Source organism: Nonomuraea sp. MG754425 (assembly GCF_021699195.1).
In the GTDB taxonomy this organism is placed as follows: Bacteria; Actinomycetota; Actinomycetes; order Streptosporangiales; family Streptosporangiaceae; genus Nonomuraea.
This window is the reverse complement of sequence record NZ_SSXE01000083.1, coordinates 1-26,599: the sequence shown is the minus strand read 5'-3', so window position 1 is coordinate 26,599 and position 26,599 is coordinate 1. Positions and strand designations below refer to the sequence as shown.

The window sequence follows — 26,599 nt, the reverse complement described above, 5'->3', positions numbered from 1 at the left end:
GCCCGGCGGCGACGGACCGCCCGGCCCTCAGCCGACCCGCTTGGCGAAGCGCCCGCGCAGCAGCGCGGAGGGGATGAAGCCCTCGGCCTGCAAGGCCGCGAAACCGATCCGGGGCAGCTCCCGCGTGGTCGGGAAGATGACAAAACGCGGCTCCCAGCCGGGCCGGAACTTCGCGTTGAACCGGTAGAGCGTCTCGATCTGGAACCAGCGTGACAGGAAGATCAGCAACGCCCGCCAGGCCCGCAGCACCGGCCCCGCGCCCAGCCGCTCGCCGCCCGCCAGCGCCTCACGGAACAACGCGAAGTTCAGCGAGACCCGGGTGACGCCGAGACCGGGGGCGGCCCGCAGCAGCTCGACGATCATCAGCTCGTTGAGCCCCGGGTCCGCGGCGGGGTCGCGGCACATCACGTCCAGCGACAGGTCGCGCGAACCCCACGGGACGAACTGCAGGACCGCCTTCAGGTCACCCCACGGCGCCGGCACCGTGCCCGGGTCGCCCGCCTGGCGCGCGGTCACCACCACGCAGCCGGGGTCGGCCGGATCGGCCAGGCGGCCCAGGGCCATCGAGAACCCCCGCTCGCTCCCGGGGCCGCGCCAGGCGGCGACGGCGTGCCGGATCGCCTGCCGCTCGTCCGGGCCGAGCTCGGCGACCCGGCGCACCTCGCAGGCGTAACCCGCGCGTTCGACGCGGTGCACCATCTGCCGGACGTTGCGCATGCGGTGCCCCTCCAGGCCGAAGCCCGCCACGTCGACGATCGCCTCGTCGCCGATCTCCCACGCCGACAGGCCCGCCTGCCGGCACCAGACCGTGCCGCCGGTCCGGCTGCAGCCGATCACCGCGGGCACCCAGGCGTGCCGGCGCGCCTCGTCCATGAACAGCGCGATCGCGCCCGGCCACGCCTCCACGTCGCCGATCGGGTCGCCGCTGGCCAGCATCACGCCGGCGGTGACCCGGTAGGAGACGGCGGCCTTGCCCGACGGGGAGAAGATCACGCTCTTGTCGCGCCGCGAGGCGAAGTACCCGAGCGAGTCACGCGCGCCGTGCTCGGTGAGCAGCCTGCGCACCTCGCGTTCCTGCTCGCCGTTCATCCTGGCGGCCGGCCGCTCGGGGCGCAGCGCCAGGTAGATCGTCGTCACGGCGGTGAGCGCGCCGAGGCCGAGCAGCGAGAAGTAGACGAGATCCGCCGTACGGGGGTCGGCGAACAGGATCGGCCCGTCCACCCCGACCAGGCCGAGCAGCACCTCCTGCAACCGGTCGCCGGCGTCGGGCGTGCCGATCGCGGCCCGGGAGTGGGAGGTGACCAGCGCCCACCCCACGACGACGTCGGTCACCCCCAGGCCGAGCAGCACCCACAACGCGCGCCAGCGGGTGCGCGGGTCGGACAGCGCGTAGAACTCCTCGCGCGCCGACAGCAGCATCACCACGACCGCGATCGTGACGACGCCGCTGAGCACGTGCCCCCAGCGCAGCAGCTCGACCACGGCGCTGACCGACAGCAGCACGACGACCATCCGCCAGGCCCGCCGCTTGCGCCGCCGCAGCGCGTGCGCGAGCATGACCAGGACGATCCCGGCCACCAGCGAGGTGGCGCCCGCGAGCGAGCCCGCCACGCCCGGCAGCACCCCCAGCGTCTCGGCGAGATGTGTCCGCCGGAACGCGGGATGCACCGCGCGCAGGATGTTCAGTGCCCCGACGGCCCCAGCCAGGTAGGCCGCCACCGTGGGCACCGCAGAACGTGCCATATCCCGGGGGTACCCTGCAACGGCGCGCGCGCATCACGCACCCCCCGCTCAGCCCGCCGGGATGCGGTAGAAGGCGCGGGGCGCCGTCCACCATTCGCGGTCGGCGAAACGCCCCGTGACGCGGCCCATCACGCTGAAGAACAGGTGCACGTTCTCGTGCGTGCTCTTCCCGCCGAGTTCCAGCCCGACCGTATAGGGACGGTAGTCGGGCAACATCATCTCCCCGCCCGCCTCGAAAGGCGGCGTGACATCGCCGAGTTGTTCGCCGTCGTAGTTGAGATACAGCGGCTCCAGCCCTTCGCCCGCTTCTCCGGTGAACTGGATCTCGAACACCCGCCGCTTTCCCAGATTCTGGATCGCGGGATGGAACGACCACATGCCGAAGACGAAGGCGTGCGTCCAGCCGGGCGCGTGCGGGCCCATCCAGACGCCCAGCGCGTTCGGGTCGTCGTCCATTCCGGCCAGCGCCTTCAGGTCGCACTCCACCCGCGAGCCCGGATCGGCCCCGAGTAGCCGCGCCAGCTCCTCCTCGTCCTCGTCCTCCACCCACAGGGCGTGAAAGCCCAGCTCAGACCCTTCTCCGTGCTCGACCAGCAGCTCCCACTGGTGCCGCGCGGGAAACCTCTGCTCGTGGCCGGTGACACCCGGCCGGTCGGGCGCCGTCACCTGGGGGTTCGCAGCATGGGTACGAGGAAGCGCCGCGCCACCTCGGCCAGCCGCTCGTCGTCGTCGAGATCGACCACCTGGCTCGGGATCGCCAGGAAGGAGGCCGAGACGCGGACCATCATCTCCGCCACGAGGTCGGCGTCCAGGTCGCCGGGCACGTGGCCGGCACGCTGCTCGCGGCGGAGCTGCCCGGCGACGAACTGCCGGACGGTGGCGAGCGTCCGGCCGCCGTCGCTGAACATGGAGGGCACGAGCAGGTCGGGTTCGGCCGCGATCAGGCCGCCGATCAGCGGGTTGGACCGGATCGCGCGCAGCGAGCTGACGAAGCCAAGCACCACCCGGTCGGCGGCGGTGCCGGCCTGCTCGATGTCGATGAGGAACTGATCGAAGTAGCGGCGGAACTCCCGGCGCACCACGTGCTCGACCAGGACGTCCTTGGTGGCGAAGCGCCGGTAGACGGTGATCCGCGAGACCTTCGCCCGCCGGGCCACGTCCTCCATGGTCGAGCGCCGGATGCCCATCCGGCAGAACTGCTCGTACGCCGCGTCGAGGATGCGGGCGCGCGACTCGTCGGCGTCGTCGACCTGTTCGACGGCGTCGAGGTACGCGCGCTCCAGCAACGACTCCGAGTCGGACGGCGTCATGAGCCCGGACCATGCAGATTCCACGATCACCCCCGGTGACTCCATTGTGCCTGAATCGGCTAACGGCCGATTTCGTGTCTTGTGATGGCCGACACCTTGTGCTGTCATGATACGCGGAAGCGTTCAGCGTTTCATCGTATCAACGCCTGTTCTCGGCCTCGACTAGGAGGAGGAGCGAAGGTATGGGCGAACTCAGCAGACGCAACATGTTGAAGGCGGGTGGGGCGCTGGGCGCGCTCGGTGCGCTGAGCATCGCGACCCCCGCCCACGCATGGACGTGGTCGCCGGCGGGCTCGGTGGCGGGCGCCGGGGCCGGCCTCGACCCCCGATGGGTGTGGGACGAGGAGGCCGACCCGCTGGTGGCCTCGCTGCTCGACCGGGGCGACGTCCCCAGGGTCAACGAACTGCTGCGCACCTGGACCAAGAACGGCCAGCCGTTACCCGCCGGCCTGCCGGCCGACCTGCGCGACTTCATGGAGCGCGCCCGCCAGCTCCCCGCCTGGGCCGACCAGTCCAAGCTGGCCCTCGCCGTCGAGTTCAACAAGAAGCGCGGGCTCTACCTCGGCGTCCTGTACGGCCTGGCCAGCGGGATGATGAGCACGGTCATCCCCAAGGAAGCGCGCGCCGTCTACTACTCCCAGGGCGGCGCGGACATGAAGGACCGCATCTCCAAGACCGCCAAGCTCGGCTACGACATCGGCTCGCTCGACGCCTACCAGCCCGGCGGCGGGATGATCGTGACCTGCGTCAAGACCCGGCTGGTGCACGCGGCGGTCCGGCACCTGCTGCCGCAGTCCCCGCACTGGTCGGACGTCGCCGACGAGGAGATCCCGATCAGCCAGCGGGACATGATGGTCACCTGGCACAGCCTGCCCACGACCGTCATGCAGAAGATGGTCGCCTGGAAGGTGCCCATCCCCAGCGCCGAGTCGGTGGCGTTCCTGCACTCCTGGCAGGTCGGCGCGCACCTGCTCGGCATCAAGGACGAGTACATCCCGGCGTCCTGGGCCGAGGCCAACAGCCAGGCCGAGCAGGTCCTGAACCCGGTGCTGGCCCCGACGACCGAGGGCATCAAGCTGGCCGACATCCTGCTCAACCTCGGCTCCACCGTCGACGCCGGCATCCTCAGCAAGCCGATCCTCGGCTCGTTCACCCGCTTCATGCTCGGTGACGAGATCGCCGGCTGGCTGAAGATCCCCAGGGAGCCGGTCTGGGACCCGCTGCTCCGGCTCTCCTGGAAGCCGTTCGTCGCCGTGCGCGAGGGGCTGCTGCCCTTCCCGCTGGCGCCGGAGGCGTACTGGCTGTTCGACGAGTTCCTGCGCAAGGCGGCGCTGCTCTTCCTGTCGGAGGCGGGGCCGATCAGCATCGAGATCCCGCAGAGCAACCGCCCGTCCTGAGCGGTTCCGGAACTCCGGGAGAAACCCTCCGGCCCTGGCCCGGACGCACGGGCCAGGGCGCGGCGGGCGAACACCCGCCCACCATTCCCGACGATATCGGCGCATCCGCCGGCGCATCGAGGCGCCCGCATCCGCCGGCGTATCGACCATTCAGAAAGGAGTTCCGGCCATGACGGAGCTGAGCAGGCGCAAGATGCTGATCTCGGGCGGCGCCCTGGGGGCGCTGGGAGCGCTGGGGATGGCCGCCCCGGCGCACGCGGGTTCGCTGCTGGAGTGGACCTGGCAGCCGAGCGGCTCGGTCGCCGGCGCCGGCGCGGGCGCCGATCCGCGCTGGGTGTGGGACGAGGAGGCCGACCCGCTCCTCGCCTCGCTGCTCGATCGCGGAGCCATCCCCGAGGTCAACCGGCTGCTGTGGAACTGGACCCGCAACGACCAGCCCTTACCGGACGGGCTGCCCGCCGACCTGCGCGACTTCATGGAGCACGCCCGGCAGGTCCCGTCCTGGGCCGACCAGGGCAAACTGGCGACCGCGGCCGAGTTCAACAAGGCCAGAGGGATCTACCTCAACCTGTGCAACGGGGTGGGCGGCGGCATGCTGGCCACCGCCATCCCCAACGAGGCCCGCGCCGTCTACTACTCCAAGGGCGGGGCGGACATGGAGGACCGCGTCGCCAAGACGAGCATCTTCGGCTTCTCGGTCGGCGCCCTGGACGCCTACCGCCCCGACGGCACCTGCGTCGTCGAGTGCGTCAAGACCCGGCTGGTGCACGCCGCGGTGCGGCACCTGCTGCAGCAGTCCCCCCACTGGGGCGGCGAGATCCCGATCAGCCAGGAGGACATGCTCGTCACCTGGCACACCCTGCCGACCTACGCCATGCGCAAGATGCTCGAGTGGAAGGTGCCGATCAAGCCGGCGGAGTCGGAGGCGTACCTGCACGTGTGGCAGGTGACCGCGCACCTGCTCGGCATCAAGGACGAGTACATCCCCGCCACCTGGGCCGCCGCCAACGCGCAGTCGGACCAGGTCCTGCCCCGCAACATGGGCCCGACGACCGAGGGCGTGGAGCTGACCGACATCCTGCTGGGCCAGCTCGCCGAGCAGACCAGCCCGCTGAGCATCAGCCGGCCCCTGTGCAACGCGCTGGCCCGCTACCTGGTCGGCAACCAGGTGGCCGACTGGGACGGCATCAGGCGCGAGCCGATCTGGGACCCGTTGATCAGCTCGCTCTGGCCGAAGCTGGTCAAGTTCCGCGAGGGGCTCATCCCGCTGCCGCTGGTGCCCGAGACCGCCTGGATCCTCGACGAGGCCGTACGCAAGTACATCCTGTTCTTCCTCACCAAGGGCCAGCAGACCAAGATCGAGATTCCGACGATCAACCGCCCCGGCACATGACCGCACCCCACGACGAGCTGGACGAGGGCATCGGGCGGCGGCGCTTCTTCGGGTACGTGCTGGCCGCCCCCACCCTGGTGACCGCCGCCGGGCTCGTTCCCGCGGGCCCGGCGGCGTCGCCGTCCGCCGCCGAACCGCCCGCGCGACTGCCGGCGCAGGACCTGACGGAGCTGATCGACCTCAACGACCTGATGACCGCGGCGGCGCTGCCGACCTCGGGCCTCATCTCGGTCGAGGTCCGGCCGGACGGCACGGTGTCGTTCGCGCTGCCGCGGGCCGAGGTCGGGCAGGGCATCACCACCTCGACGGCCATGCTGATCGCGGAGGAGCTGGCCGTGCCGCTGGATCGGGTGCGGATCACGCTGGCCGACGCCCGTCCTGAGCTGATCTTCAACCAGCTCACCGGCGGGTCGAACACCACCATCGCCACCTACACCCCCATCCGGGTGGCCGCCGCCATCGCCCGTCAGCGGCTGCTGGAGACCGCCGCCGCCGAACTCGGCTCGCCCGTCGCCGGCCTGACGCTGAAGGACGGCGTGATCAGCGACCGGTCCGGCGGCTCCGTCGGCATCGGCGCGCTCGCGGACAAGGCCGCCGTCGCCCGCACCCGGCAGGTGTCGGTGGAGCTCGCGCCGCGCCAGAGCTTCACCGTCATCGGCCGGCCGCACAACCGCATCGACGCGCTCGACGCGGTGACCGGGCGCAAGAAGTTCACGATGGACCTCGACGTCCCCGGCGCCCAGCCGACGATGTTGTGCCGTCCGCCGACGATCAACGGCAAGGTCGGCTCGGTCGCCAACCTGGCCGAGGTCCGCGCCATGCCGGGCGTCACCGACGCCGTGGTCGTCTCCACCGGCGTGGCGGTGCGGGCCGCGACCTTCGGCCAGTGCATCGACGCCGTCCGCGCGCTGCGGGTGACCTGGAAACCCGGCACGGCGGCCGGCAAGTCCGACGAGAGCGTGCTCGGTGAGCTGCGCGCCGCCGAACTGCCCCTCGGGCTCAGGCCGCCGACCCCGGTCGTCGAGGGCGCGTTCACCTTCTACTTCCGCAGCAACAGCGCGCTGGAGCCGAACTGCGCGATCGCCGACGTGCGGCCCGACCGCGCCGAGATCTGGTCGGCGCTGAAGTCGCCGATCGTCGCCCAGCAGGCCGTCGCCGTCCGGCTCGGGCTGCCGCCCGGCAAGGTCACGGTGCACGTCACCGAGGGCGGCGGCTCCTTCGGGCGCAAGCTGTTCTTCGACGCCGCGCTGGAGGCCGCCGAGGTGTCGCAGAAGATCGGCAAGCCGGTCAAGCTCATGTGGCACCGCGCCGACGACTCCCGCCAGGGCCGCACCCATCCGATGGCCACCTCACGGGTGCGGGCCGCCTACCTGGGCGGCACCGTGCTGAGCTACAAGCAGCGCCACACCAGCGTCGCCACCGACCTCGGCCACGGGCTCGGCGAGATCATCACCGCCCTGGCCGCCCGGCTCCCCGTCGGGGACATCGGCTTCTCCCAGACGTTCTTCCACCTCAGCCAGTCGATGCCGTACGAGTTCGGCGCCAGCAGCCACCTGCTCAGCGAGACCGACAAGGACTTCAACACCGGCAGCATGCGCAACGTCTACTCACCCGACGTCGCCTGCGCCCGCGAACTCATCACCGACCAGCTCGCCGCCCGGATGGGCAAGGACCCGTACCGGTTCCGGCACGACTTCCTGCGCGACGCCCGCTCGCGCGCGGCGCTGGCGGCGGTGGCCGAGGCGGGCGGCTGGGGCCGGTCGATGCCGGCGGGCACCGCCCAGGGCATCGCCTTCCACTCCGAGTACAAGTCGGTCAGCGCCGCGCTGGTGGAGATCGACTGCCGGCCCGAGACCGTCAACCGGCCGATCCGCGACGGCGTCGCCGGGCCGCGCGTCACCAAGGCCGTCTTCGCCGTGGACGTCGGCCTCGCCGTCAACCCGCGCGGCCTGGAGGCGCAGATGATGGGCGGCATCATGGACGGCATCGCGCTCGCCCTGACCTCCAGCCTGCACCTTCGCGACGGGTACTTCCTGGAGGCGAGCTGGGACAACTACTTCTACACCCGGCAGTGGAACACCCCGCCCGAGCTCCGGATCATCGTCCTGCCCAGCACCTCCGACGAGCCCGGGGGAGCGGGGGAACTCGGCGTGGCGGCGTCGATGGCCGCCGTCGCCTGCGCCTACGGCCGGGCGACCGGGACGATGCCGACCAGCTTCCCGATCAACCACGGCACCCTCTCCTTCACTCCCAAGCCGACCGTCCCGCCCGTCCCGCCGTCCCCGGCCGACGGCCTCGACCACGCCCGATGAGATGAGGAGCCGAGTTGCCCGAGTACACCTTCCGCGTCAACGGTGAGCAGGTCACCGTGGACGTTCCCGGCGACGTGCGCCTGTTGTGGGTACTGCGCGACATCCTGGGCATCACCGGGCCGAAGTACGGCTGCGGCATCAACGTCTGCAAGGCGTGCACCAGCCACCTCAACGGCAAGGCGGTCAACCCCTGCGCGATCCCCGTCGAGGCGCTCCAGGCGTCCGACGAGGTCACCACGATCGAGGGGCTGGCCGCCACGTCGGGGCAGGAGCTGCACCCCATGCAGCGGGCCTGGCTCGAACACGACGTCGCCCAGTGCGGCTACTGCCAGCCCGGGCAGATCATGGCCGCCGTGGCGCTGGTCCGCCGCGCCGCCGCCGAGGGCCGGGCGATCACCGACGACGACCTCGACGGCCTGCGCAACATCTGCCGCTGCGGCACCTACTTCCGCATCCGGGAGGCCGTCAGGGCGGGTGCCGCGGACATGTGAGAACGGCGAGATCGCACGCGGAAGGGAGCGGAGCGCGCTGACCAGCGGAGTCGGCAGAGTGTGACATCTGCGGTTATAGCGCGACATCGGGGGCGATGGAGGGTCGCTCCGTGAGAAGATCGAGATCATGATTGCACTGCCTGGATCGGGCCGCCGGGGCGCCCCCGCCCGCGTGTCGGCCACCGACATCTCCGTGACGTCCATGGCGCGGTCGGGGCTGCTCGGCCGAGCGGGCCTTCCAGGCGCCGCGGCGAGGGCGGGTGCGGTCAGTTGCTGAGCATGTCCAGGATCGGCGACGCCTCCGCCTCGATCCCGCCCGTGGCGCGTCGCGAGGCAGCCTCCCGCCGCGGCTCCCACGAGGCCGCGACGCAAGCCGAACCGCGGGCCGTCCAGGATGAGGACGCCGCGGAGGTGACGGCGGGGGAGACGGCGCCCAGCGTCGGGCGGATCGACGGGCTGAGCCCGCGCCGGCGTCCCGGCGACGGCGGCGCGGCACCGGCCGCCGACGTCGATCTCGTGGACGACCTGCCCCCGGACACCCGCCGCACGGTCGTCGCCTGGCTGCTGGACAAGGAGTCCGCGGCCACCCGGCAGAACCGTCTGCAGGTGCTGGCCGCGTTCCTGCGCTGGCTGCGCAGCACGGACCCGGCTCCCGACCTGCTCGCCGTCACCGGCGCGCACCTGGACGCCTACTGCGAGGCCGCCCGCGCCGGCACCCTCACCATCGGGGTGCGCAACCCGGGCAAGCCCCTGTCCAGGGCGACCGTGTCCAGGAAACGCGCCGTGCTGTCGTCGCTCTACACCTTCGCCTGGCGCAACGGCGTCGTACGGCACGACGCCACCGCCACCGAGGCCACCGCCCCGCCCGCGCCGCGCCCGGCGGCCGGGGCCCGCGACGCCGACGCGGTGAGCCGGGAGGACCGCAGGCTGCTGCGCGCGGGCGTCGCCCGGCTGGCGGACGAGGGCAGGCAGGCCGAGGCCGCCGCCGTCGCGCTGCTGGACGGCACCGGCGCACCCGCGTCCGCGCTGGCCGGCCTGACCCTTCAGGACCTGCGGGCGGTCATCGCCGGCGAGCCCGCCATCGTGACCGTGCACGACGGCCGGGGCGACCTCGTCGCCTTCCCGGTGCCGCCGCCGGCCCGGCCGCTGCTGCGGGTGCTGGCCGCCGCCCGTACCGAGGGGGAGCCGCTGTTCCGCCAGGCCGACGGCCGGCCGGTGGACGCGCGCTGGCTGAGCGCCGCCCTGGCCGCCGCCGCCCGGGCCGGCGGCATGCCGCGCGAGCGGGCCGAACTGCTCGACGTGCACATGATGCGAGCCACCACCGTCACCGAGCTGATGCGCGAGCAGGCGAGCTGAGGACTGTTTCCCGGCCCTCGCGGGCGGACGTCCGTCCCGCGAGGGCCGCCACGGCGGCGGACGGCTCAGCCCAGCAGCGCCAGCTCCTCAGGAGTCAGCTCCAGGGTGGCGGCGGCGGCCGAGTCGGCGATGGTCTCCGGCCGGCTGGCGCCGGGGATCGGGATGACGACCGGGCTGCGGGCCAGCTCCCAGGCCAGGCAGACCTGCTGAGGCGAGACCCCGCGCGCGACCGCGATCTCGGTGAAGGCGGCGTTGCGCTCGCTCAGCTCGCCGGTGCGGCCGATGCCGCCGAGCGGGGACCACGGCAGGAAGGCCAGCCCGAGCTCGGCGCACACGTCGATCTCCGGCTCGCTGGAGCGGAAGCGCGGCGAGTACTCGTTCTGCACGCTCACCAGGCGCTCGCCCAGGATGCCGTGGGCGATCCTGATCTGCTCCGGGTCGGCGTTCGAGATGCCGGCCAGCTCGATCTTGCCGGCGTCGTGCAGTTCCTTCAGCGCCCCGATGGTCTCCTCGTACGGCACCTTCGGGTCGGGACGGTGGTGCTGGTACAGGCCGATGCTGTCCACGCCGAGCGTCTTCAGCGAGCGGTCGCAAGCCTGCCTGAGGTACGTGGGGCTGCCGTCCACGTCCCAGCCGTCGGGCGTGCGGGTGTGCCCGCCCTTGGTCGCGATCAGCACGTCCCCGGAGTCCCCGCCCCACAGGGACAGGGCGCGGGCCACCAGCCGCTCGTTGTGTCCGACGTCCTCGTGCGACGGGGTGTAGGCGTCGGCGGTGTCGATCAGGGTGATTCCGGCGTCGAGGGCGGCGTGGATCGTCCGGATCGACTGGGCCTCGTCCGGCATGTGGCCGGCCACGGACATCGGCATGGCCCCGAGCCCGATGACCCCGACCCGACGGTGGCCGATGGTGCGCGTCGTCATGGCAGTGTGCATGGGACCAAGCCTGGCCCCTGGAGTCCGCTCCAGGTCAAGCCGGCCGGGGACGGGGCCGCGTGTCTCACGACCCGAGGACCTGGCCGCCCACCGCTCGTCCATGGCCGCGAACCCGCTCAGGTACGGGCCGCCTCAGGAGCCGCCCCGCCGGACGTGCCCGAGCCGCTCACGTGCCGCCGCGTCCAGGGTCCCGGGCCGCCTTCGGCTGAGGATCGTCCTCCACGGGACTGATTCTTCCCTCCCGGGTGGGAACGGCTACGCCCCGGACCGCTGTGCCGGGCAGGGGCCTCCGCCATCATGGGCTCGGCTGCCCCGGCCTTCCGCGCGGACCGTGCGGGCTGCTCGCCGGACGGCCCGGCGAGGAAGGGAGTACCCGATGGACGGCAGCCACCCGCGGGACGAGCGTCGTGAGCGGATCCGCACCGCGGCGGCGGTCGCCCGGGTGATCCTCTGGATCATCTGGATGTTATTCGACCCGCGCCGCCTCATCTGAGGCGGGAAGGGCCTCCTGCCGGCTGAAGGATGCGCACGCCCCGCAGGTAGGAGGCCCTTCGCCCGCCCCACGTTAGGTCGCGCGACGCCTTCTCCTCAACACCTCCGCGCGCCCGCCGGGGGTGGGATGCGTACTCGGGGAGAGGGAAATCCCTACCGGCGGTGGTGCTCTCTTCTACCGCGACCCGAACACGCGTGCCCATCCGACGTCATTCGCCGGGTGACGGAGATCGTCACCCGGAAGCACCGGAGCGCCGATGTAACGCGTGATACGTTCCGCGGGTGTGACCGCACCCCCGACGCCGCCACACTGGCTGATCCGCCCGTTCGGCCGGCTGGACCGCGTTCCTGGCCGGCTGCGACGACTTCGGCGCCCCCGAGGCCCCGGCCGCCGGGGTCGGCCGCGTGCACGCCGCGCTGTCGCACCTCCCTCAATCACCACGACCTCGCCCAGCAGCTCTCCCGGCACGGTCAGGAGCCGGGCTGACCCGTCCGGCGATCCCCTTCCGGCCCTGCTGGAGCGCGACCTTGTCCAGGATGGCGGCCACCTCGCCGGCCCTGAACACGAACCCCGCGTGTGACGTGTCCAGGGTGTGCACGTCGTACGGGTTGCCGGGTGTCAGGGCGTCCGCTTCGGCGATCAGCCGGTCCTGCATGGCCACGGGCAGGGAGCGGTCGCCGGTGAGGCGGATGTAGGTGCGGGCGATCGTGCCCCAGGTGCCGGCGTCGACGCGGGCGTCGGCCGTCATCACCGCGATCGACTCGTCCGGCTGCAGGATGTTGAGGAAGGCGCGGAACCGCTCGTCGCTGACGTCCGCCATGGTCGCGGCCTTGAGCGCGGCGAGCAGTTCGGCGTCCGCGGTCCGGTAGTTGGCCCGGCCGACACCGAGCTGGGCGGGGTCGCCGACGTTGAACGCGGCCAGCGGGCCCATCAGGTTGCCGGCGAACTCGGGCTCCTGCATGTACTCGATCGGGTTGGCGCGCCGCACGCACGACCAGGCGGAGATGTAGACGAGCCGGCTGACCAGGTCGGGGATCGCGTTGCCCACGCCGCTGATGGTGAGGCCGCCGAGGCTGGCCGCCACCAGCACCACGGGCCCGTGCTCCGCCAGGCGCCGGACCACGTCGGCGACCGCGTCGACGTTGTGCCGCAGGGTGACCCCCGCCAGCGTGGACGGCTCGACCGCCCACGCGTCGAGGTCCTGGGGAGCCTGGTAGGTGAGCGGGTACTGCGCGTCGAGGCCGTGGCCCGGCAGATCGACGGCGAAGCTGCGGTGACCGAGCAGCGCCAGCTCACGCTGGACGGAGGCCCACATGAAAGAGCTGGACCCGGAGCCGTGGACCAGCACGAACGTGGGCGATGACGAGCGGTTGGAAGTGGATCGCATGAAGAACAGTCCGTTTCGATGGCAGGTATGACGAACACGCCTGGGTTGCCGGATGCGAACGCGGCAGGGCAGGCCGCGACCTGAAGCAGACGGCCGGCTGCGGGCGCAACCCGATCATCTGTGTGCGGGTTCGCCTCGACTGCCGCCGGTCGCGGGACGACCGGCGAGCGGGCCGCTTCAGCTCTGGCGAAGACGGATGAACTTCTGGATCATGCCTGGCAGGCTATCAGGACTTCCCTGACGGCTCGCGTGCCTGTCAGGCGGATGAGGGCGGCGACGGCGGCGTGCGGTCCCCGGCTACCGGCCCGGCCGTGCCCTGCGGTCCGGCCACCGCGACCGGGCTGCGATCGTCCACGCTGAACAGCCTGTCCAGGTGGACGTCGATCGCGGTGAGCGCGTCGTGGGGCTCGATCACGTTCAGTTCGAGCAGGGGGGTGAGGCCGGTGAGGGCGAGGAGCAGGTTGGTCTCGGTCGCCGGGTCGCGGCCGGCGTCGATCTGCCCGTCGGCGATCGCCTGGCGGAGCAACTGCTCGACGCGGGCGCGTCCCTGGGCGAGGCCGCGGCGCGCCTGCTCGTGGACGGCCTCGTCGTGCAGCGCCTCCAGGACGTAGGCGGCGCTCATCCGGCTGGTCGCGCGGGCGTCGGCGTGCAGGGGGAGCATTTCCACGAGCGTCACGCGCAGCACGTCACGGGGATGCGGACGGACGCCGAACCGCTCCAGGCCCTGGCCGACGCGCCGCGCGGTCTGCTCGGAGGCGAAGTCCATGGCGAAGGAGAGCATGGCCGTCCGGGAGGCGAAGTAGTGCTGCAGTTGCCCGAGGGACATGCCCGCTTCCTGCGCCACCACCCGCATCGTCAGGTGCGTGGCGCCGCGCTGCTCCACCACCCGCCACAGCGCGCGGGCGATCGCTTCGCGGCGTCCGCGGTGATCCACCTGTTTCGGCATCGCCGGCCTCTCTCTCGCACCCTGGAGCGTTTCCCATACAGTTGACATAATACACTTGACCGACAACCCCTTCGAGGAAGGACGGCGTCATGTCCGAACAGCCAACGGCACGGACCACGGAAGGCGTGGTGCAGGGGCTCCGGCGGCAGGGGCACGCGGTGTTCCGCGGCATCCCCTACGCCCGGCCCCCGGTCGGAGCGCTCCGCTTCGCCGCGCCCGCGCCGCCGCACCGCTGGGAGGGGACGAGGCAGGCGGTCGAGTTCGGCCCCGTGGTGCCGCTGTCCCTGCCGATCGACGTGCCCCCGCAGGGCACCGACTGGCTGACGCTCAACGTCGGCACTCCGGATCCCGGCGCGGCGGGACTGCCGGTGCTGGTGTGGATCCCCGTGGGCGGCTACCTCTCGGCGGCGTCGAGCGACCCGATGTTCGACCCGGCAGCGCTGGCCGAGGCGGGACTCGTCGTGGTGACCATCAACTGCCGCGTGGGCGCGGAGGGTTTCGCGTTCCTCGACGACGCGCCGCCCAACCGCGGATTCCTCGACCAGATCGCGGCGCTGGAGTGGGTGCAGCGCAACATCGCCGCCTTCGGCGGCGACCCCGGCCGGGTCACCGTGGCCGGGGTGTCTGCCGGGGCAGGGTCGGTCGCCGCCCTGCTGACGATGCAGCCGGCACGCGGCCTGTTCCGGCGGGCCATCGCCCATTCGGTGCCGGGGCTGCACAGCACCCCCGCGCTGGCCCGGCAGGTCACCGCCGCGTTCGCGGACCGGCTCGGCGCTGCGGCCCCCACCGCCGAGGCCCTGCGCGACATCGACCCCTGGCACCTGGCCGCCGAGCTCACCTCCTTCAACGCCGGCCTTCACGCGCACCGGGAGAGCTGGGGACGCCTCACGGAGACCGGCACCGCGCTGTGTCCCGTCGTCGACGGGGAGGTTCTCCCGGAAACGCCCTGGCCCGCGCTGACCGGCGCGCGCGCGAGCGGGACCGAACTGCTCGTCGGCCACACCCGGGACGAATTCCGGTACTTCAGCGTCGTGAGCGGACGGTACGGCACCTTCACCGAGGAGGACGCCCGCGCGGCCCTGGAACTGCACGCCCCGCAGCCGGACGGCGCGCGGGCCTACCGTGCCGCGTTCCCGCAGGCAGGCCCGGAGGAACTGGTGGAGACGGTGTACTCCGACGCCCTCTTCCGCATGCCGTCACAGAAGCTGGCCGAGGCGAACACCGCAGCCGGCGGCACCTCGTACCTGTTCGAACTGTGCTGGGTCGCCCCGGCCCTCGGCGGCATCCTGGGCGCCTGCCACAGCCTCGACGTGCCCCTGGCGTTCGGCACGCTGGACAGCCCCGTCGGCACCCAGCTCATCGGCGAGGAGCCCGCTCCCGAGGCCGTCGCGCTCTCCCGCGAACTCCAGGAGGCATGGGTCCGCTTCGTCACCACCGGCGACGCGGGCTGGCCCGCCCACCGGCCCGGCGGGCACCTCACCCGCGTCCTGGACACCGAGTCGAAGACTCTGCCCTACCCCGAACAGGCGTCCCGCCAGATCTGGGAAGGCCACTTCCCCGCCCCCTTCGATCTCCCGTAGGGCCGTACGACGTCTCAAGGGCCGCTCATGCCTGCCGGTCGGGCAGGGCGAGCGCGCCGGTCAGGCGTTCGAGCGTGGCCGGGACGATCCAGTAGTAGACCCAGGTGCCGCGCCGCCGGCTGTCGATCAGCCCGGCCTCGCGCAGCACTTTCAGATGGTGCGAGATGGTCGGCGCGGTCACCGTGAACGCGCCGGTCAGCTCACACACGCAGACGCCCTCGCCGGTGACGCGCCCGCCGGTGTGCGCGCCGATCAGCGACAGCAGCCGCACCCGGATCGGGTCGCCGAGCGCCTTGAACACGCGCGCCAGCCCGGCCGCTTCGTCCTGCTCGATCGGTTCGGCGACCAGCGGTGCGCAGCATCCGGAGGCGAGGACCTGATTCGACATATCTCTAATTTGACAGAGTCCTAAGCAGGAGCGCAAACTCGGAGCTGTTTAGACGTTCGTCGAAACAACGATCGGAGATCGTCATGTCACGTGTCCAGCTCGCCCTCCGCGTCGCCGACCTGGAGGGTTCGATCGCCTTCTACTCCAAGCTGTTCGGCGTCGAACCGGCCAAGCTGCGGCCCGGTTACGCCAACTTCGCCATCGCCGAGCCCCCGCTGAAGCTGGTGCTCATCGAGGGCGAGGCCGGCGAGGACACCCGCATCGACCACCTGGGCGTCGAGGTGGAGGACACCGCGCAGGTCGATGCCGCGACCGAGCGGCTCAAGAACGCCGGCCTGGCCACCTTCGAGGAGAACGACACCTCCTGCTGCTACGCGCTGCAGGACAAGGTGTGGGTCCACGGCCCCGGCCACGAGCCGTGGGAGGTCTACGTGGTCAAGGCCGACGCCGGCACGCTCGGCAGGTCGGCCACCGGCCCCGCGGCCCAGGACGCCTGCGCCTGCGGTCAGGGCCCGGAGCAGCCTGATGGGCAGGACGTCCCCGCCGCCGGGACGCGGGCCGGCTGCTGCTGACGAGCCGCCCCCGGGATGACGTGTGCGGTTGTCGATCGACGCGAAATCGTGGCGTGCTTCTCCTGGACGGCTGAAATGTGCGCGGCTCCAGATTCAGACGGTGCGCTGTTTCCGCAGCGTTTCCGGCCGGGCGGGCCCGCCCGGCCGGCCGTCCGATACCGGACAAGCATTTCCAGGTGGCCGCGGATCCGTGAAAGGGGGACAGAATGTAAAGGGCTGGTAGGTTGAAACGCGGGTCGTCCGAGGAATGTGATCGCGTGATTCTCGTCTTTCGTCAGAAATTGCGACCGAAAAGGCCATGACGACGCGTCCGAATCGTAGGGAGGCATTGCCGACCTCGCCGCTGCTGGAACGCATCCGCGGCGCCATCATCGGCGACCACGAGGTGCTGGACGGCCCCTACGGCCCCCGCCGCATCGTCTACGCCGACTACACGGCCTCCGGCCGGTCCCTGACCTTCATCGAGGACTTCATCCGCGAGCACGTCCTGCCCCGCTACGCCAACACCCACACCGAGAGCTCCGGCACCGGGCTGCAGACCAGCCGGTTGCGCGAGGAGGCCCGCCGGGCCGTGCACGAGGGCGTCGGCGCGGGCCCGGACGACGTCGTCGTCTTCTGCGGCTCGGGGGCGACGGCCGCGGTCAACAAGCTCGTCGGCATCCTGGAGCTGCGCGCCACCGGCCGGGACGTCCCCGAGCGGGAGCGGCCGGTCGTGTTCGTCGGCCCGTACGAGCACCACTCCAACGAGCTGCCCTGGCGCGAGTCGATCGCCGACACCGTCGCCGTCGGCGAGGACGCGGGCGGCCACATCGACTGCGACGACCTGCGCGCCCAGCTCGCCCGGCACGCCGGCCGGCCGCTGCTCATCGGCAGCTTCTCGGCCGCCTCCAACGTCACCGGCATCCTGACCGACACCGACCGCGTCGCCCGGCTGCTGCACGAGCACGGCGCGCTGTCGTTCTGGGACTACGCCGCCGCCGCTCCGTACGTGCCGATCCGGATGGCCGCGAGCGCGCCCGGCGCGGGCGACCACAAGGACGCGATCTTCCTGTCCCCGCACAAGTTCATCGGCGGGCCGCAGACACCGGGCGTGCTGGCGGTGCGGCGGGAACTGGTGCGCAACCGGGTGCCCACCGCGCCCGGCGGCGGCACCGTGCTGTTCGTGGACCCGACCGGGCACCGCTACCTCGACGACCCGATCGCCAGGGAGGAGGGCGGCACGCCGGCCATCGTGGAGTCGATCCGCGCCGGGCTGGTGTTCCGGCTCAAGCAGGCCATCGGCCCCGACCTCATCCACGCCCGCGAGGAACGTTTCTGGCAGCGGGCCCTGCGCCGCTGGGAGCGCAACCCGGACATCGAGATCCTCGGCGACCGGGACGCCGGCCGGCTGTCCATCGTCTCGATCAGGATCCGCGCGGGCGGCGGGCTGTTCCTGCACCACAACTACGCGGTGGCGGTGCTGAACGACCTGTTCGGCATCCAGGCGCGTGGCGGCTGCTCCTGCGCCGGTCCGTACGGGCACCGCCTGCTGGCCATCGACGCGGCCCGCTCCCGGGAGTTCGAGGCGGAGATCGGGAACGGCTGCGAGGGCATCAAGCCCGGCTGGGTGCGGGTCAACTTCAACTACTTCATCTCCGACGCCGTCTGCGACTACCTGATCGACGCCGTCGACCTGCTCGCCCGGCACGGACGCCGGTTGCTGGCCGACTACCGCTTCGACCCGCGCACCGGCCTGTGGCGGCACCGTCACGGCCCCGCCGAGCCGCCGGTGCGGCTGTCCGACCTGCGGTTCGACGACCCGTACGCGGGGTCGGCGGCCCGCGAGCGGGCGGGCGACGACGCCCTGCCCGGCTATCTCGACCAGGCTCGCGCCCTGCTGGAGTCCCGCACCGGCGCGGCGGACGCCGGGCCGCCCGGCCTGCCGGAGGAGCTCGAGCGGCTGCGCTGGTTCCCGCTGCCCGGGGTCTGCCTCACCCCGTCCTGACGCCGCTCGCCCGCGTGGCCGGTCAGGTGGTCAACACTGGTCATCACCGTGGCCAGGCTGGTCATCATGCCCCGGCGTATCCAGAAGCGGAGAGCCGCTCCGAGGGAGAGCGGCAGCCGACTTCCAGGGGGCGCGATGTCGAGCAGGAAAACTCCGGCCGGGCGGCACCGGCAGGGCCGGACGCAGGGCGGCGAACAGGGGCAGGGGAGTGAACGGGCACGGGGAAGCGAACGGGTGCCGGGGCACGAGCAGGCACCAGCGAGCGAACAGGCGCAGGGGCAGGGACCGGTCGGACAGGCCGGTGCGACAGGCGATGAGGCATCGGACACCGTGCGGTTCCGCCAGGTCCGACCGTTCTCCGCGACCCCGGCGCACCCGCCGCAGGCAGCCGCGACCCCGATGAGCCCACCGCGGGCAGCCGCGACCTTGGCGTGTCCACCACAGCCGGCCACGTCCGAGGCGCAGGCTCCCACCGAGCCGGCACGACCGGCGGAAAAGCCGCCGAGGCGATGGCCGCGCGGCTCGGTGTGGGTGATCGCCGGGGTGCTCGTGCAGGCCGGGCTGGTCGCGGCGATCCTGGTCAACCAGGGCCGGGAGCCCACCGCCGCCTCCGCCGCGCCGTCCCGGCCGCCCGCGTCCGCCACGACCCGGGCGACCGGGCAGCAGAGCGCCGCGCCGGGTGCGGCGGCGCGCCAGGGCGGGGCCGGGATCGCGTTCACGGCGGTCGCCGGTCCCAGTTGCCCACGCGACGGCAGCCGCAGCGTGCGCATCATCGGCGCCCCGGGCCGGAACGGCTGGAAGGACGCCAAGGCGCCCGGCTGGACCGGCGCCGGCTGCGGGAACGGGTTCCTGTTCTCGGAGCGGACGTACGACCCCAAGGCGGTCGGCGTGCGGGGCAACGCGTTCCAGTGGCGGTTCACCACCGGCCTGCGCGGCCGGCACCGGTGCGCGGTGGGCGTGTACGTGCCCAAGTCCGGCCTGGCCGCCCAGCGCGTCTGGTACACGGTCAGCGACGGCTTCGACGAGGGCGCCCGCACGGTCGCGGAGTTCACCCTCGACCAGCGCATGCGGCAGGGCACGTGGGTGGCGGCGCCGTCGCCGGTCACGGTCGCCGGCGGCCTGGTCATGGTGGAGATACGTGACACCGGCAAGGGGAACACGACGGGCGACCAGGCGATGGCGGCCGGCCCCGTCCGGCTCTCCTGCCTGTGAGGCCGCAACGGGCCGCCCGCGATCGCTACGGTTCGACGCCCTCGACGATCGAGACCACCGTCCCCGTGGGGATGATCCGCGCCGGCCGCAGCCCGGCGGCGGTGAACAGCTCCGCGAACTCGGCCTCGGTGCGCTCGCGCCCGGGGAAGGCGGTCATCAGCATCATGTCCACGGCCTTGGCCTGGTGGGGCTCGTTGCCGGGCGGGATGACCGCGTCGAGGACCAGGATGCGCCCGCCGTCGTTCATCGCCCGGCGGCAGTTGCGCAGGATGCGCACGCAGCTCTCGTCGTCCCAGTCGTGCAGGATGCGCTTGATCATGTAGACGTCCGCACCGGCGGGCACCTCGGCGAAGAAGTCGCCGGGGGCCGGCCGCCAGCGGCCCTTGACCTCCTCGACGTCGAGCCGGTGCTCGGCCACCACGTGCGGCTCGTCCATCAGCACGCCGTCGAGGCCGGGGTGCCGGCGCAGCACCTCCAGCAGGAACCCGCCGTGACCGCCGCCGACGTCGACCACGACCCCGGACGCCGGGAAGTCGTACGCGGCGGCGAGCGGCTCGTTCTCCTGGTCGGAGAAGGCGGCCATGCCGCTGTGGAAGGCGGTCGCGGTCTGCTGGTTCCTGGCGACGTAGTCGAAGAACGACATGCCGAAGATGTCCTCGAACACCGAGCCGCCCCGCCGCAGCGACAGCTCCACCTCGCCGACGGGCCGCCACAGGGTGGTGTCGGTGAGCATGAGGACGGCCGGCCGTGCCGACAGGGGCGCGTCCGAGCGCAGCGCCTGCCCGGCCGCGGTGAGGCCGAAGCGCCCGTCGGCCAGTTCCTCGAAGATGCCGCGCGTGGCCAGCACCCGCAGGACCCGGCGCAGGGGCACCTCGTGCACCTCCGCGCGCCCGGCCAGCTCCGCCACCGTGAGCGGCCCGCCGGCCAGCAGGTCGGCGACGCCGAGGGCGGCGACCGCCCGTAGCGCGCCCGCGTAGACGTACCCGAGCGCCTCGTCGATGACGAACCGCGTGGCGTCCCGGTCTTCCGGCCCGGTGGGCGTCGAGCCGCTGATCTCGGTCGGCATGGCGGAGCCTCCCAGCTACAGGGGATCTTGTGCCAAGCGTAGACGCGCGTCCCCCTTCTCACCAGAGGTCACCGGAGCGGGACGGCGCGTGCATGTCAGTGGCGATCGGCTGAAGGGCCGACAGGGAGCCGGGCCGGGGCCGCGGTGGGCAAGGGCGACGTTTGTGATCTTTCAGCGGCGGCTGAAGGCGGCCCGATCGGCTTCGGGCAGCCACTGACGCCGCGGATCGAAGACCGGGCGGTTGCCGGCCACGAAGGCGACCAGGGCCGCCAGCGCCGGATGCCGGTTACGCCGGTGGAACAGCAGCGACGACGGGTAGGTGGGCACCGGCTCGACGAGCGGGACCTGCACTGTGTCGGGATGCCAGGGCAGCCGCATCGTCTCGCCGACGAGGCTGACCCCGCGCCCCGCGCCGACGTCGGTCACGAAGTGATCCCAGCCGAAGTCGGGCCCCGATGTGTCGATCTCGACGCCGAACGCGGCCCCGAGCAGGTGGTAGAACTCGGTCCACTCGCTGCCGGGGACGTTGCCGGGCATCCACACCACCGACCCCGACAGCTCCGCCATCCGCACCGCCGCGCGTCCGGCCAGCGGATGGCGCCGGCTGACGAGCAGCCGCGCCGGCTCCAGGAACGCCGGCACGGCGTCGAGTTCCTCCAGCGGGCCGCTCACCCGGCAGAAGGCGGCGTCCACGGACCCGCGATCGAGCGCGCCGCGCACGCTCCTGAGTCCGTCGGAGGTGACGATCTCGACGTCCACGCCCTCGTTGCGCCGGTGGAAGGCCCTGATCAGGTCGACCGGGGCCAGCCTCGTGTCCAGGACGTCCACCCGCAGCGCGCGCCGCCGGCCGCGCAGCACCTCCCGCGCCTGGTCGGCGATCCCGATCAGGGCGCGGGCGTGCGGCAGGAACGTCCGGCCGTCCTCGGTCGGTTCGGCACCCGTGCGGGTGCGGGAGAGCAGCCTCAGCCCCAGGTCGGACTCCAGCTTCGCGATCCGCTTCGAGACGGCCTGTTGGGTGACCCCCAGACGGGCCGCGGCCTCGCTGAAGTAACGCTCCTCGGTGACGGCGACGAAGGCGCGCACCGCGCCGAGATCCAGCTCAGCCTCATCATCGGCGACAACCATTGGTTGTGATGAATCGGTGTGTCGATTGTTGGACAACCCCACCTGCTCTCGGGTCGAATGTCGCGGGCCACCCCCGGAGACTACAACCAGCAGGAGTGATCAGCCGGTGGAATCCTTCGTCCATCTGCACGTGCACACCGAGTACAGCATGCTCGACGGCGCCGCCAAGGTCGGGCTGCTCATGGACGAGGTGGCCCGGCAGGGCATGCCCGCCGTCGCGATGAGCGACCACGGCAACGTGCACGGGGCGTACGAGTTCCACCAGGCCGCACGCCGGGCGGGCGTCAAGCCTGTCATCGGCATCGAGGCGTACGTCGCCCCCGTCTCCCGGCACCACCGCGGGCCGGTGTACTACAGCGACAACCTGACCCTGCGCCGCTCGAACGACGACACCGGCGAGGGCGGCGACGTCTCCGGGCGCGGCCTGTACACGCACATGACGATGTGGGCGGCCGACGCCCGGGGCCTGCGCAACCTGTTCCGCCTCCAGTCCCGTGCCTGGCTCGAAGGGCACGTCCAGAAATATCCGCGCATGGATGACGAACTGCTCGCCGAGCACGGCGCCGGCGTCATCGCCACCACCGGCTGCCCCTCCGGCGAGGTGCAGACCCGGCTCCGCCTCGGCCAGTACGAGCAGGCCGTCGAGGCCGCCGCCCGCTACCGCGACATCTTCGGCCCCGGCGACTACTACCTGGAGCTGATGGACCACGGTCTGGCCATCGAGCGCCGGGTCCGCGACGACCTGCTGTCCCTCGGCAGGAGACTCGGCCTGCCGCCCCTGGCCACCAACGACTCCCACTACGTCACCGAGGGCCAGGCCCAGGCGCACGACGCGCTGCTGTGCGTCGGCACCGGCAAACGGCTCGCCGACGCCGACCGCTTCCGGTTCAGCGGCAGCGGCTACTTCATCAAACCCGCCGCCGAGATGCGCGCCCGGTGGGACGCCGAGGTGCCCGGCGCGTGCGACAACACCCTGCTCATCGCCGAACGGGTCGGCGACTACGCCGAGGTGTTCGCCCACCGGGACCTGACACCGCGCTTCCCCGTCCCGGACGGCGAGAGCGAGGCGAGCTGGCTGCGCACGCAGACCCTCGACGGCGCCCGCCGCCGCTACGGCGGCGACCCGCCACGCGAGGTGCTCGACCGCATCGACTACGAGCTGGGCGTCATCGACGCCATGGGCTTCCCCGGTTACTTCCTCGTGGTGGCCGACATCTGCCGCCACGCCCGCGAGCAGGGCATCGGCCTGGGCCCCGGCCGCGGCTCGGCCACCGGGTCGATGGTGGCGTACTGCACCGGCATCACCCAGCTCGACCCCATCGAGCACAAGCTCATCTTCGAGCGCTTCCTCAACCCCGAGCGCATCACCATGCCGGACGTCGACCTCGACTTCGACGACCGGCGGCGGGACGAGATGATCGACTACGTCACCCGCAAGTACGGCGACGACCGCGTCTGCCAGATCGTCACGTTCAGCACCATCAAGGCCAAGGCCGCCGTCAAGGACTCCTGCCGGGTGCTGGGCCTGCCGTACGCCGTCGGCGACCGCATCACCAAGGCGTTCCCCGCCGCCGTCGGCGGCAAGGAGATCCCGCTGGCGGCCATCCACGACCAGGGCCACCCCCGCCACGGCGAGGCCGCCGAACTGCGCACCATGTACGAGCAGGACCCCGACGTCAAACGCGTCATCGACACCGCGACCGGCATCGAGGGCCTGACCCGCGGCACCGGCGTGCACGCCGCCGGCGTGATCCTGTCCAGCGAGCCGCTGCTCGACGTGCTGCCGCTGGTCAAGCCCAAGGCGGGCGGCCCCGTCATCACCGGCTTCCCGTTCACGCAGGCCGAGGACATGGGCCTGCTGAAGATGGACTTCCTCGGCCTGCGCAACCTGACCGTGATCGGCGACGCCATCGCCAACGTCCGCGCCAACAAGGGCCTCGACATCGACATCTTCGAGGTCCCGACGGACGACGCCACCACGTACGAGCTGCTCGCCCGCGGCGACACGCTCGGCGTCTTCCAGCTCGACAGCGGCGGCATGCGGGTGCTGCTCCGGCTCATGCAGCCCACCACGTTCACCGACATCGCGGCCGTGAACGCCCTCTACCGGCCCGGACCGATGGAGATGAACGCCCACACCAACTACGCGCTGCGCAAGACCGGCAAGCAGCAGGTCGAACCCATCCACCCCGAACTGGAACAGGCTCTCGAACCCATCCTCGGCGACACCTACCACCTGGTCGTCTTCCAGGAGCAGGTGATGGCCATCGCCCAGCAGCTCGCCGGCTACTCGCTCGGCGCCGCCGACCTGCTGCGCCGGGCCATGGGCAAGAAGAAGAAAGAGGTCCTGGACGCCGAGTGGGACAGGTTCTCGGCCGGCATGCGCGAGCAGGGCTTCTCCGGCCAGGCCGTCAAGGCGGTCTGGGACGTGCTGGTGCCCTTCAGCGGGTACGGCTTCAACAAGTCGCACACCGCCGGATACGGCCTGGTCTCCTACTGGACCGCCTACCTCAAGGCCAACCACCCCTGCGAGTACCTCGCCGCGCTGCTCACCTCCGTCGGCGACGACAAGGACAAGATGGCCGTCTACCTGTCCGACTGCCGCCGCCTCGGCATCAAGGTGCTGCCGCCCGACGTCAACGCGAGCAGGCTCGACTTCGCCGCCGTCGGCTCCGACATTCGCTTCGGCCTCGGCGCCGTCCGCAACGTGGGCGCCAACGTCGTGGACGCCGTCGTCGCCACCCGCGAGGCCAAGGGCCCCTACGCCGACTTCGACGACTTCCTCACCAAGGTGCCGCCGGTCGTCTGCAACAAGCGCGTCATCGAGTCGCTGGCCAAGGCCGGGGCGTTCGACGGCCTCGGCCACCACCGCAAGGCCCTGGTCGCGGTGCACGAGCAGGCCATCGACACCGTCATCGACGTCAAACGCAACGAGGCCCACGGCCAGGACACCCTGTTCGGCGAGCCGGGCCACAGCGGCGCGTTCTCGGTCGCCGTCCCGGAGGGGGAGTGGGACCCGGCCACCCTGCTCGCCTTCGAACGGGAGATGCTCGGCCTGTACGTCTCCAGCCACCCCCTCGACGGCGCCGAACGCGTCCTGGACGCCAACCGCGACACCACGATCGCCGACCTGCTCGCCTCCGGACGCCAGGACGGCGCGGCCCGGGTGAGCGGCATCGTCTCCGGCCTGCAACGCAAGGTCACCAAGCAGGGCAGCCCCTGGGCGATCGTCACCCTTGAGGACCACGACGCCGCCGTGGAGTGCCTGATCTTCCCCAAGACGTACGCCCTGTACGGCGAGGCCCTGGCCGAGGACCGCGTGATCGCCGTGCGGGGCCGGATCAACGTGCGCGACGAGTCGCTGAGCGTCTACGGCGAGGACATCGCCGTCCTCGACGTCTCCATGTCGGGGGCCGAGCAGCCCGTGGTGATCTCGATCCAGGAAGGCCAACTGAACGCGCGGGTCGTGCGGGAGTTCAAGCACATCCTCACCGCCCACCCCGGGCGCGCGCCCGTACACGTGCACCTGCGTCGCCCGCAGGCCGCGAACGTGCTGCTCGACCTGGTCCCCTTCCAGGTCACCCCGGGGCCGTCCTTCTACGGCGACATCAAGGCCCTGCTCGGGGCCACGGCGATCGGCGGCGGGTGAGCGCCGCCCGGGAGGACGCGTGCCCGCGCTGCCGCACCGGCGAGGTCCTCGCCGTCCTGCGCCTGCCGCACACCCGGCCGGACGCCGCCGGCCGCGTCGTGCACGGGGCCGGCGAGGTGCTGCTCTGCGGCCGCTGCGACGCCGATGACCCGGTCGCCGGGCCGCTCGTCACGTACTTCGCCGTCCACGCGACGGCCCGCCGGCAGGACGCCGCCCTGCTCGCCCGGCTGCTGCGCCGGTGGATCGAGCACGCCCGCCCGCCGATCCCGGACGCGGACGACCGCCGGTGAACCCCGCGCCGTTGTCCGGACCCGCACGCGCGAAGGGCCGGGCCGGACCCGAGGGGTGGGTCCGGCCCGGCCTGCTCACCGGCGCCGGTGGTTACGGCTCAAGGAGGATGGAGTTGATCGGCGAGAGGTTGCGCACGTACTGGCCGGGGCCGAGACGCGCGCCGCAGTTCTGCCCGCCGTAGGACGTGCAGAGGCGCAGACCCGCGCCGCCGGTCTGGTTGTTGACGACCAGCCGGTTACCGAAGACGTTGCTCAGGTTGTACGAGCCGTACCGGTAGTAGGTGGCCGGGTTGCCGCCCGAGCCCTGGTCGGGGTAGATGCACACGTACCCGGACGGGCATGCCGCTCTGGCCCGCTGCAGCTCCGTGGCATTCAGGTGCCCCGGCGCGGCGGCGGCCGGCCCGGACATCAGGGCCACGGCGGCCAGGGCCGTGACTCCGCCGGAGAGGAGGGCCTTGCCGAGCCGGGTGATGCGGGTGGCCTTCTCGCTGTGCTCGCTCATGGTGGTTGCTGCTCCCTATGTGTGAACGACCGTGTGTGAACGGGCCGCGGTCCGGAGGCTTCCGGGGCGGCGCAGTGCCAGTTGACCGGTGCCGCCGGGGTGTCCAACAGGGAGGCGGACGGACTCGTGCGAACTCGTCCGGAACAGGCCACCGGCGCGCCGTTCTCGGACAGTCCGTGGCCAGTCTCGGACGCTCAGAGTAATGGTTCGTATACTTTCCGGCGTGGGTGGGGTCAAGAGCGGGCCGGGATCCGAGCCGCCCGGAAACGCGGATCCGGACATGCTCGTCCGGGCGGCCGAGGCGGCGGGTGTGGACGGTGTGCCGGGGGTGACAGGTGTGTCAGGAGCGAGTGATGTGCCGGAAGCCGCGGGTGCGGCAGAGGAGGCGAGGACGGTAGCAGCGGAGACGGCCGGAGGTGTGGAGGTGGCGGGGCCGGTAGGCGGCGCGGAGACGGCCGGAGACGCGGAGGT

21 protein-coding genes and 1 pseudogene are annotated in these 26,599 nt (G+C 72.2%); 12 read left to right on the top strand and 10 right to left on the bottom strand.

Annotation, left to right across the window (positions count from 1 at the left end):
• Positions 1–27 precede the first annotated feature (27 nt).
• From FAF44_RS27050 to FAF44_RS27040, 3 genes are read right to left on the bottom strand one after another with little or no spacing between them, the layout of a single operon-like run.
• Complete coding sequence (locus FAF44_RS27050) at positions 28–1,743, bottom strand: phosphatidylglycerol lysyltransferase domain-containing protein (RefSeq protein ID WP_237106080.1); 1,716 nt, start codon at positions 1,741–1,743, stop codon at positions 28–30.
• A 48-nt stretch (positions 1,744–1,791) separates the two neighbouring features.
• Complete coding sequence (locus tag FAF44_RS27045; protein WP_237106079.1) at positions 1,792–2,409, bottom strand: hypothetical protein; 618 nt, start codon at positions 2,407–2,409, stop codon at positions 1,792–1,794.
• A complete protein-coding gene (locus tag FAF44_RS27040; protein WP_237106078.1) occupies positions 2,406–3,053 on the bottom strand; it encodes a TetR/AcrR family transcriptional regulator in 648 nt (215 codons plus the stop codon). Before FAF44_RS27040 ends, FAF44_RS27045 begins: the two co-directional genes overlap by 4 nt.
• Before the next feature lie 182 nt (positions 3,054–3,235).
• Between FAF44_RS27040 and FAF44_RS27035 the strand changes: the two genes are divergently transcribed.
• From FAF44_RS27035 to FAF44_RS27015, 5 genes are all read left to right on the top strand, one after another.
• Complete coding sequence (locus FAF44_RS27035) at positions 3,236–4,450, top strand: oxygenase MpaB family protein (protein ID WP_237106077.1); 1,215 nt, start codon at positions 3,236–3,238, stop codon at positions 4,448–4,450.
• Positions 4,451–4,619: 169 nt separating this feature from the next.
• The gene (locus tag FAF44_RS27030) at positions 4,620–5,843 is read left to right on the top strand and encodes an oxygenase MpaB family protein (RefSeq protein WP_237106076.1); all 1,224 of its coding nucleotides are present in this window, start codon (positions 4,620–4,622) and stop codon (positions 5,841–5,843) included.
• Positions 5,840–8,155 (top strand): molybdopterin cofactor-binding domain-containing protein, encoded by a 2,316-nt coding sequence (locus FAF44_RS27025; protein WP_237106075.1) that lies wholly within the window; start codon positions 5,840–5,842, stop codon positions 8,153–8,155. The genes FAF44_RS27030 and FAF44_RS27025 overlap by 4 nt, the downstream gene beginning before the upstream one ends.
• A 14-nt stretch (positions 8,156–8,169) precedes the next feature.
• Positions 8,170–8,646 carry a (2Fe-2S)-binding protein gene (locus tag FAF44_RS27020; RefSeq protein WP_237106074.1) on the top strand — a complete coding sequence of 159 codons (477 nt, stop codon included), beginning with the start codon at positions 8,170–8,172 and terminating at the stop codon, positions 8,644–8,646.
• Positions 8,647–8,925: 279 nt separating this feature from the next.
• The gene (locus tag FAF44_RS27015) at positions 8,926–10,002 is read left to right on the top strand and encodes a hypothetical protein (RefSeq protein ID WP_237106073.1); all 1,077 of its coding nucleotides are present in this window, start codon (positions 8,926–8,928) and stop codon (positions 10,000–10,002) included.
• Between the two features lie 65 nt (positions 10,003–10,067).
• Here FAF44_RS27015 and FAF44_RS27010 read toward each other — a convergent pair whose 3' ends face one another.
• From FAF44_RS27010 to FAF44_RS27000, 3 genes are all read right to left on the bottom strand, one after another.
• Positions 10,068–10,922 carry an aldo/keto reductase gene (locus tag FAF44_RS27010; protein ID WP_237106072.1) on the bottom strand — a complete coding sequence of 285 codons (855 nt, stop codon included), beginning with the start codon at positions 10,920–10,922 and terminating at the stop codon, positions 10,068–10,070.
• Positions 10,923–11,857: 935 nt separating this feature from the next.
• Positions 11,858–12,814, bottom strand: coding sequence for an alpha/beta hydrolase (locus FAF44_RS27005; protein ID WP_237106071.1), 957 nt, complete (start codon positions 12,812–12,814; stop codon positions 11,858–11,860).
• Positions 12,815–13,070: 256 nt separating this feature from the next.
• Complete coding sequence (locus FAF44_RS27000) at positions 13,071–13,760, bottom strand: TetR/AcrR family transcriptional regulator (RefSeq protein WP_237106070.1); 690 nt, start codon at positions 13,758–13,760, stop codon at positions 13,071–13,073.
• An 89-nt stretch (positions 13,761–13,849) separates the two neighbouring features.
• Here FAF44_RS27000 and FAF44_RS26995 point away from each other — a divergent pair, with 89 nt between their 5' ends.
• Complete coding sequence (locus tag FAF44_RS26995) at positions 13,850–15,340, top strand: carboxylesterase/lipase family protein (protein WP_237106069.1); 1,491 nt, start codon at positions 13,850–13,852, stop codon at positions 15,338–15,340.
• A 25-nt stretch (positions 15,341–15,365) separates the two neighbouring features.
• Here FAF44_RS26995 and FAF44_RS26990 read toward each other — a convergent pair whose 3' ends face one another.
• Complete coding sequence (locus FAF44_RS26990) at positions 15,366–15,728, bottom strand: helix-turn-helix transcriptional regulator (RefSeq protein ID WP_237106068.1); 363 nt, start codon at positions 15,726–15,728, stop codon at positions 15,366–15,368.
• Between the two features lie 83 nt (positions 15,729–15,811).
• Between FAF44_RS26990 and FAF44_RS26985 the strand changes: the two genes are divergently transcribed.
• From FAF44_RS26985 to FAF44_RS26975, 3 genes are all read left to right on the top strand, one after another.
• Positions 15,812–16,300, top strand: coding sequence for an ArsI/CadI family heavy metal resistance metalloenzyme (locus FAF44_RS26985; RefSeq protein WP_237106067.1), 489 nt, complete (start codon positions 15,812–15,814; stop codon positions 16,298–16,300).
• A 328-nt stretch (positions 16,301–16,628) separates the two neighbouring features.
• Positions 16,629–18,284 (top strand): aminotransferase class V-fold PLP-dependent enzyme, encoded by a 1,656-nt coding sequence (locus FAF44_RS26980; protein WP_237106066.1) that lies wholly within the window; start codon positions 16,629–16,631, stop codon positions 18,282–18,284.
• Positions 18,285–18,815: 531 nt separating this feature from the next.
• Positions 18,816–19,496, top strand: coding sequence for a hypothetical protein (locus FAF44_RS26975; RefSeq protein ID WP_237106065.1), 681 nt, complete (start codon positions 18,816–18,818; stop codon positions 19,494–19,496).
• A 25-nt stretch (positions 19,497–19,521) separates the two neighbouring features.
• Here FAF44_RS26975 and FAF44_RS26970 read toward each other — a convergent pair whose 3' ends face one another.
• Both FAF44_RS26970 and FAF44_RS26965 read right to left on the bottom strand, forming a co-directional pair.
• Complete coding sequence (locus FAF44_RS26970) at positions 19,522–20,562, bottom strand: methyltransferase (protein WP_237106064.1); 1,041 nt, start codon at positions 20,560–20,562, stop codon at positions 19,522–19,524.
• A gap of 171 nt (positions 20,563–20,733) precedes the next feature.
• A complete protein-coding gene (locus tag FAF44_RS26965) occupies positions 20,734–21,687 on the bottom strand; it encodes a LysR family transcriptional regulator (protein WP_237106063.1) in 954 nt (317 codons plus the stop codon).
• Between the two features lie 106 nt (positions 21,688–21,793).
• Between FAF44_RS26965 and dnaE the strand changes: the two genes are divergently transcribed.
• Positions 21,794–25,336 carry a DNA polymerase III subunit alpha gene (gene dnaE, locus FAF44_RS26960; RefSeq protein WP_308193382.1) on the top strand — a complete coding sequence of 1,181 codons (3,543 nt, stop codon included), beginning with the start codon at positions 21,794–21,796 and terminating at the stop codon, positions 25,334–25,336.
• Entirely contained in the window at positions 25,333–25,626 is a 294-nt protein-coding gene (locus FAF44_RS26955; protein ID WP_237106062.1) for a DUF6300 family protein, read from the top strand. Before dnaE ends, FAF44_RS26955 begins: the two co-directional genes overlap by 4 nt.
• A gap of 91 nt (positions 25,627–25,717) precedes the next feature.
• On the opposite strand, the gene FAF44_RS26950 is transcribed toward FAF44_RS26955, so the two are convergent.
• The gene (locus FAF44_RS26950) at positions 25,718–26,128 is read right to left on the bottom strand and encodes a peptidase inhibitor family I36 protein (RefSeq protein WP_237106061.1); all 411 of its coding nucleotides are present in this window, start codon (positions 26,126–26,128) and stop codon (positions 25,718–25,720) included.
• Positions 26,129–26,351: 223 nt separating this feature from the next.
• Between FAF44_RS26950 and FAF44_RS26945 the strand changes: the two are divergent.
• Positions 26,352–26,599, top strand: a pseudogene (locus FAF44_RS26945) (hypothetical protein); the annotation flags it as partial.

Coding starts and splice junctions, on each gene's coding strand:
- FAF44_RS27050 (WP_237106080.1), bottom strand. CDS start 1,743: ATGGCACGTTCTGCGGTGCCCACGGTGGCGGCCTACCTGGCTGGGGCC.
- FAF44_RS27040 (WP_237106078.1), bottom strand. CDS start 3,053: ATGACGCCGTCCGACTCGGAGTCGTTGCTGGAGCGCGCGTACCTCGAC.
- FAF44_RS27035 (WP_237106077.1), top strand. CDS start 3,236: ATGGGCGAACTCAGCAGACGCAACATGTTGAAGGCGGGTGGGGCGCTG.
- FAF44_RS27030 (WP_237106076.1), top strand. CDS start 4,620: ATGACGGAGCTGAGCAGGCGCAAGATGCTGATCTCGGGCGGCGCCCTG.
- FAF44_RS27025 (WP_237106075.1), top strand. CDS start 5,840: ATGACCGCACCCCACGACGAGCTGGACGAGGGCATCGGGCGGCGGCGC.
- FAF44_RS27015 (WP_237106073.1), top strand. CDS start 8,926: ATGTCCAGGATCGGCGACGCCTCCGCCTCGATCCCGCCCGTGGCGCGT.
- FAF44_RS27010 (WP_237106072.1), bottom strand. CDS start 10,922: ATGACGACGCGCACCATCGGCCACCGTCGGGTCGGGGTCATCGGGCTC.
- FAF44_RS27005 (WP_237106071.1), bottom strand. CDS start 12,814: ATGCGATCCACTTCCAACCGCTCGTCATCGCCCACGTTCGTGCTGGTC.
- FAF44_RS27000 (WP_237106070.1), bottom strand. CDS start 13,760: ATGCCGAAACAGGTGGATCACCGCGGACGCCGCGAAGCGATCGCCCGC.
- FAF44_RS26995 (WP_237106069.1), top strand. CDS start 13,850: ATGTCCGAACAGCCAACGGCACGGACCACGGAAGGCGTGGTGCAGGGG.
- FAF44_RS26990 (WP_237106068.1), bottom strand. CDS start 15,728: ATGTCGAATCAGGTCCTCGCCTCCGGATGCTGCGCACCGCTGGTCGCC.
- FAF44_RS26985 (WP_237106067.1), top strand. CDS start 15,812: ATGTCACGTGTCCAGCTCGCCCTCCGCGTCGCCGACCTGGAGGGTTCG.
- FAF44_RS26970 (WP_237106064.1), bottom strand. CDS start 20,562: ATGCCGACCGAGATCAGCGGCTCGACGCCCACCGGGCCGGAAGACCGG.
- FAF44_RS26965 (WP_237106063.1), bottom strand. CDS start 21,687: ATGGTTGTCGCCGATGATGAGGCTGAGCTGGATCTCGGCGCGGTGCGC.
- FAF44_RS26950 (WP_237106061.1), bottom strand. CDS start 26,128: ATGAGCGAGCACAGCGAGAAGGCCACCCGCATCACCCGGCTCGGCAAG.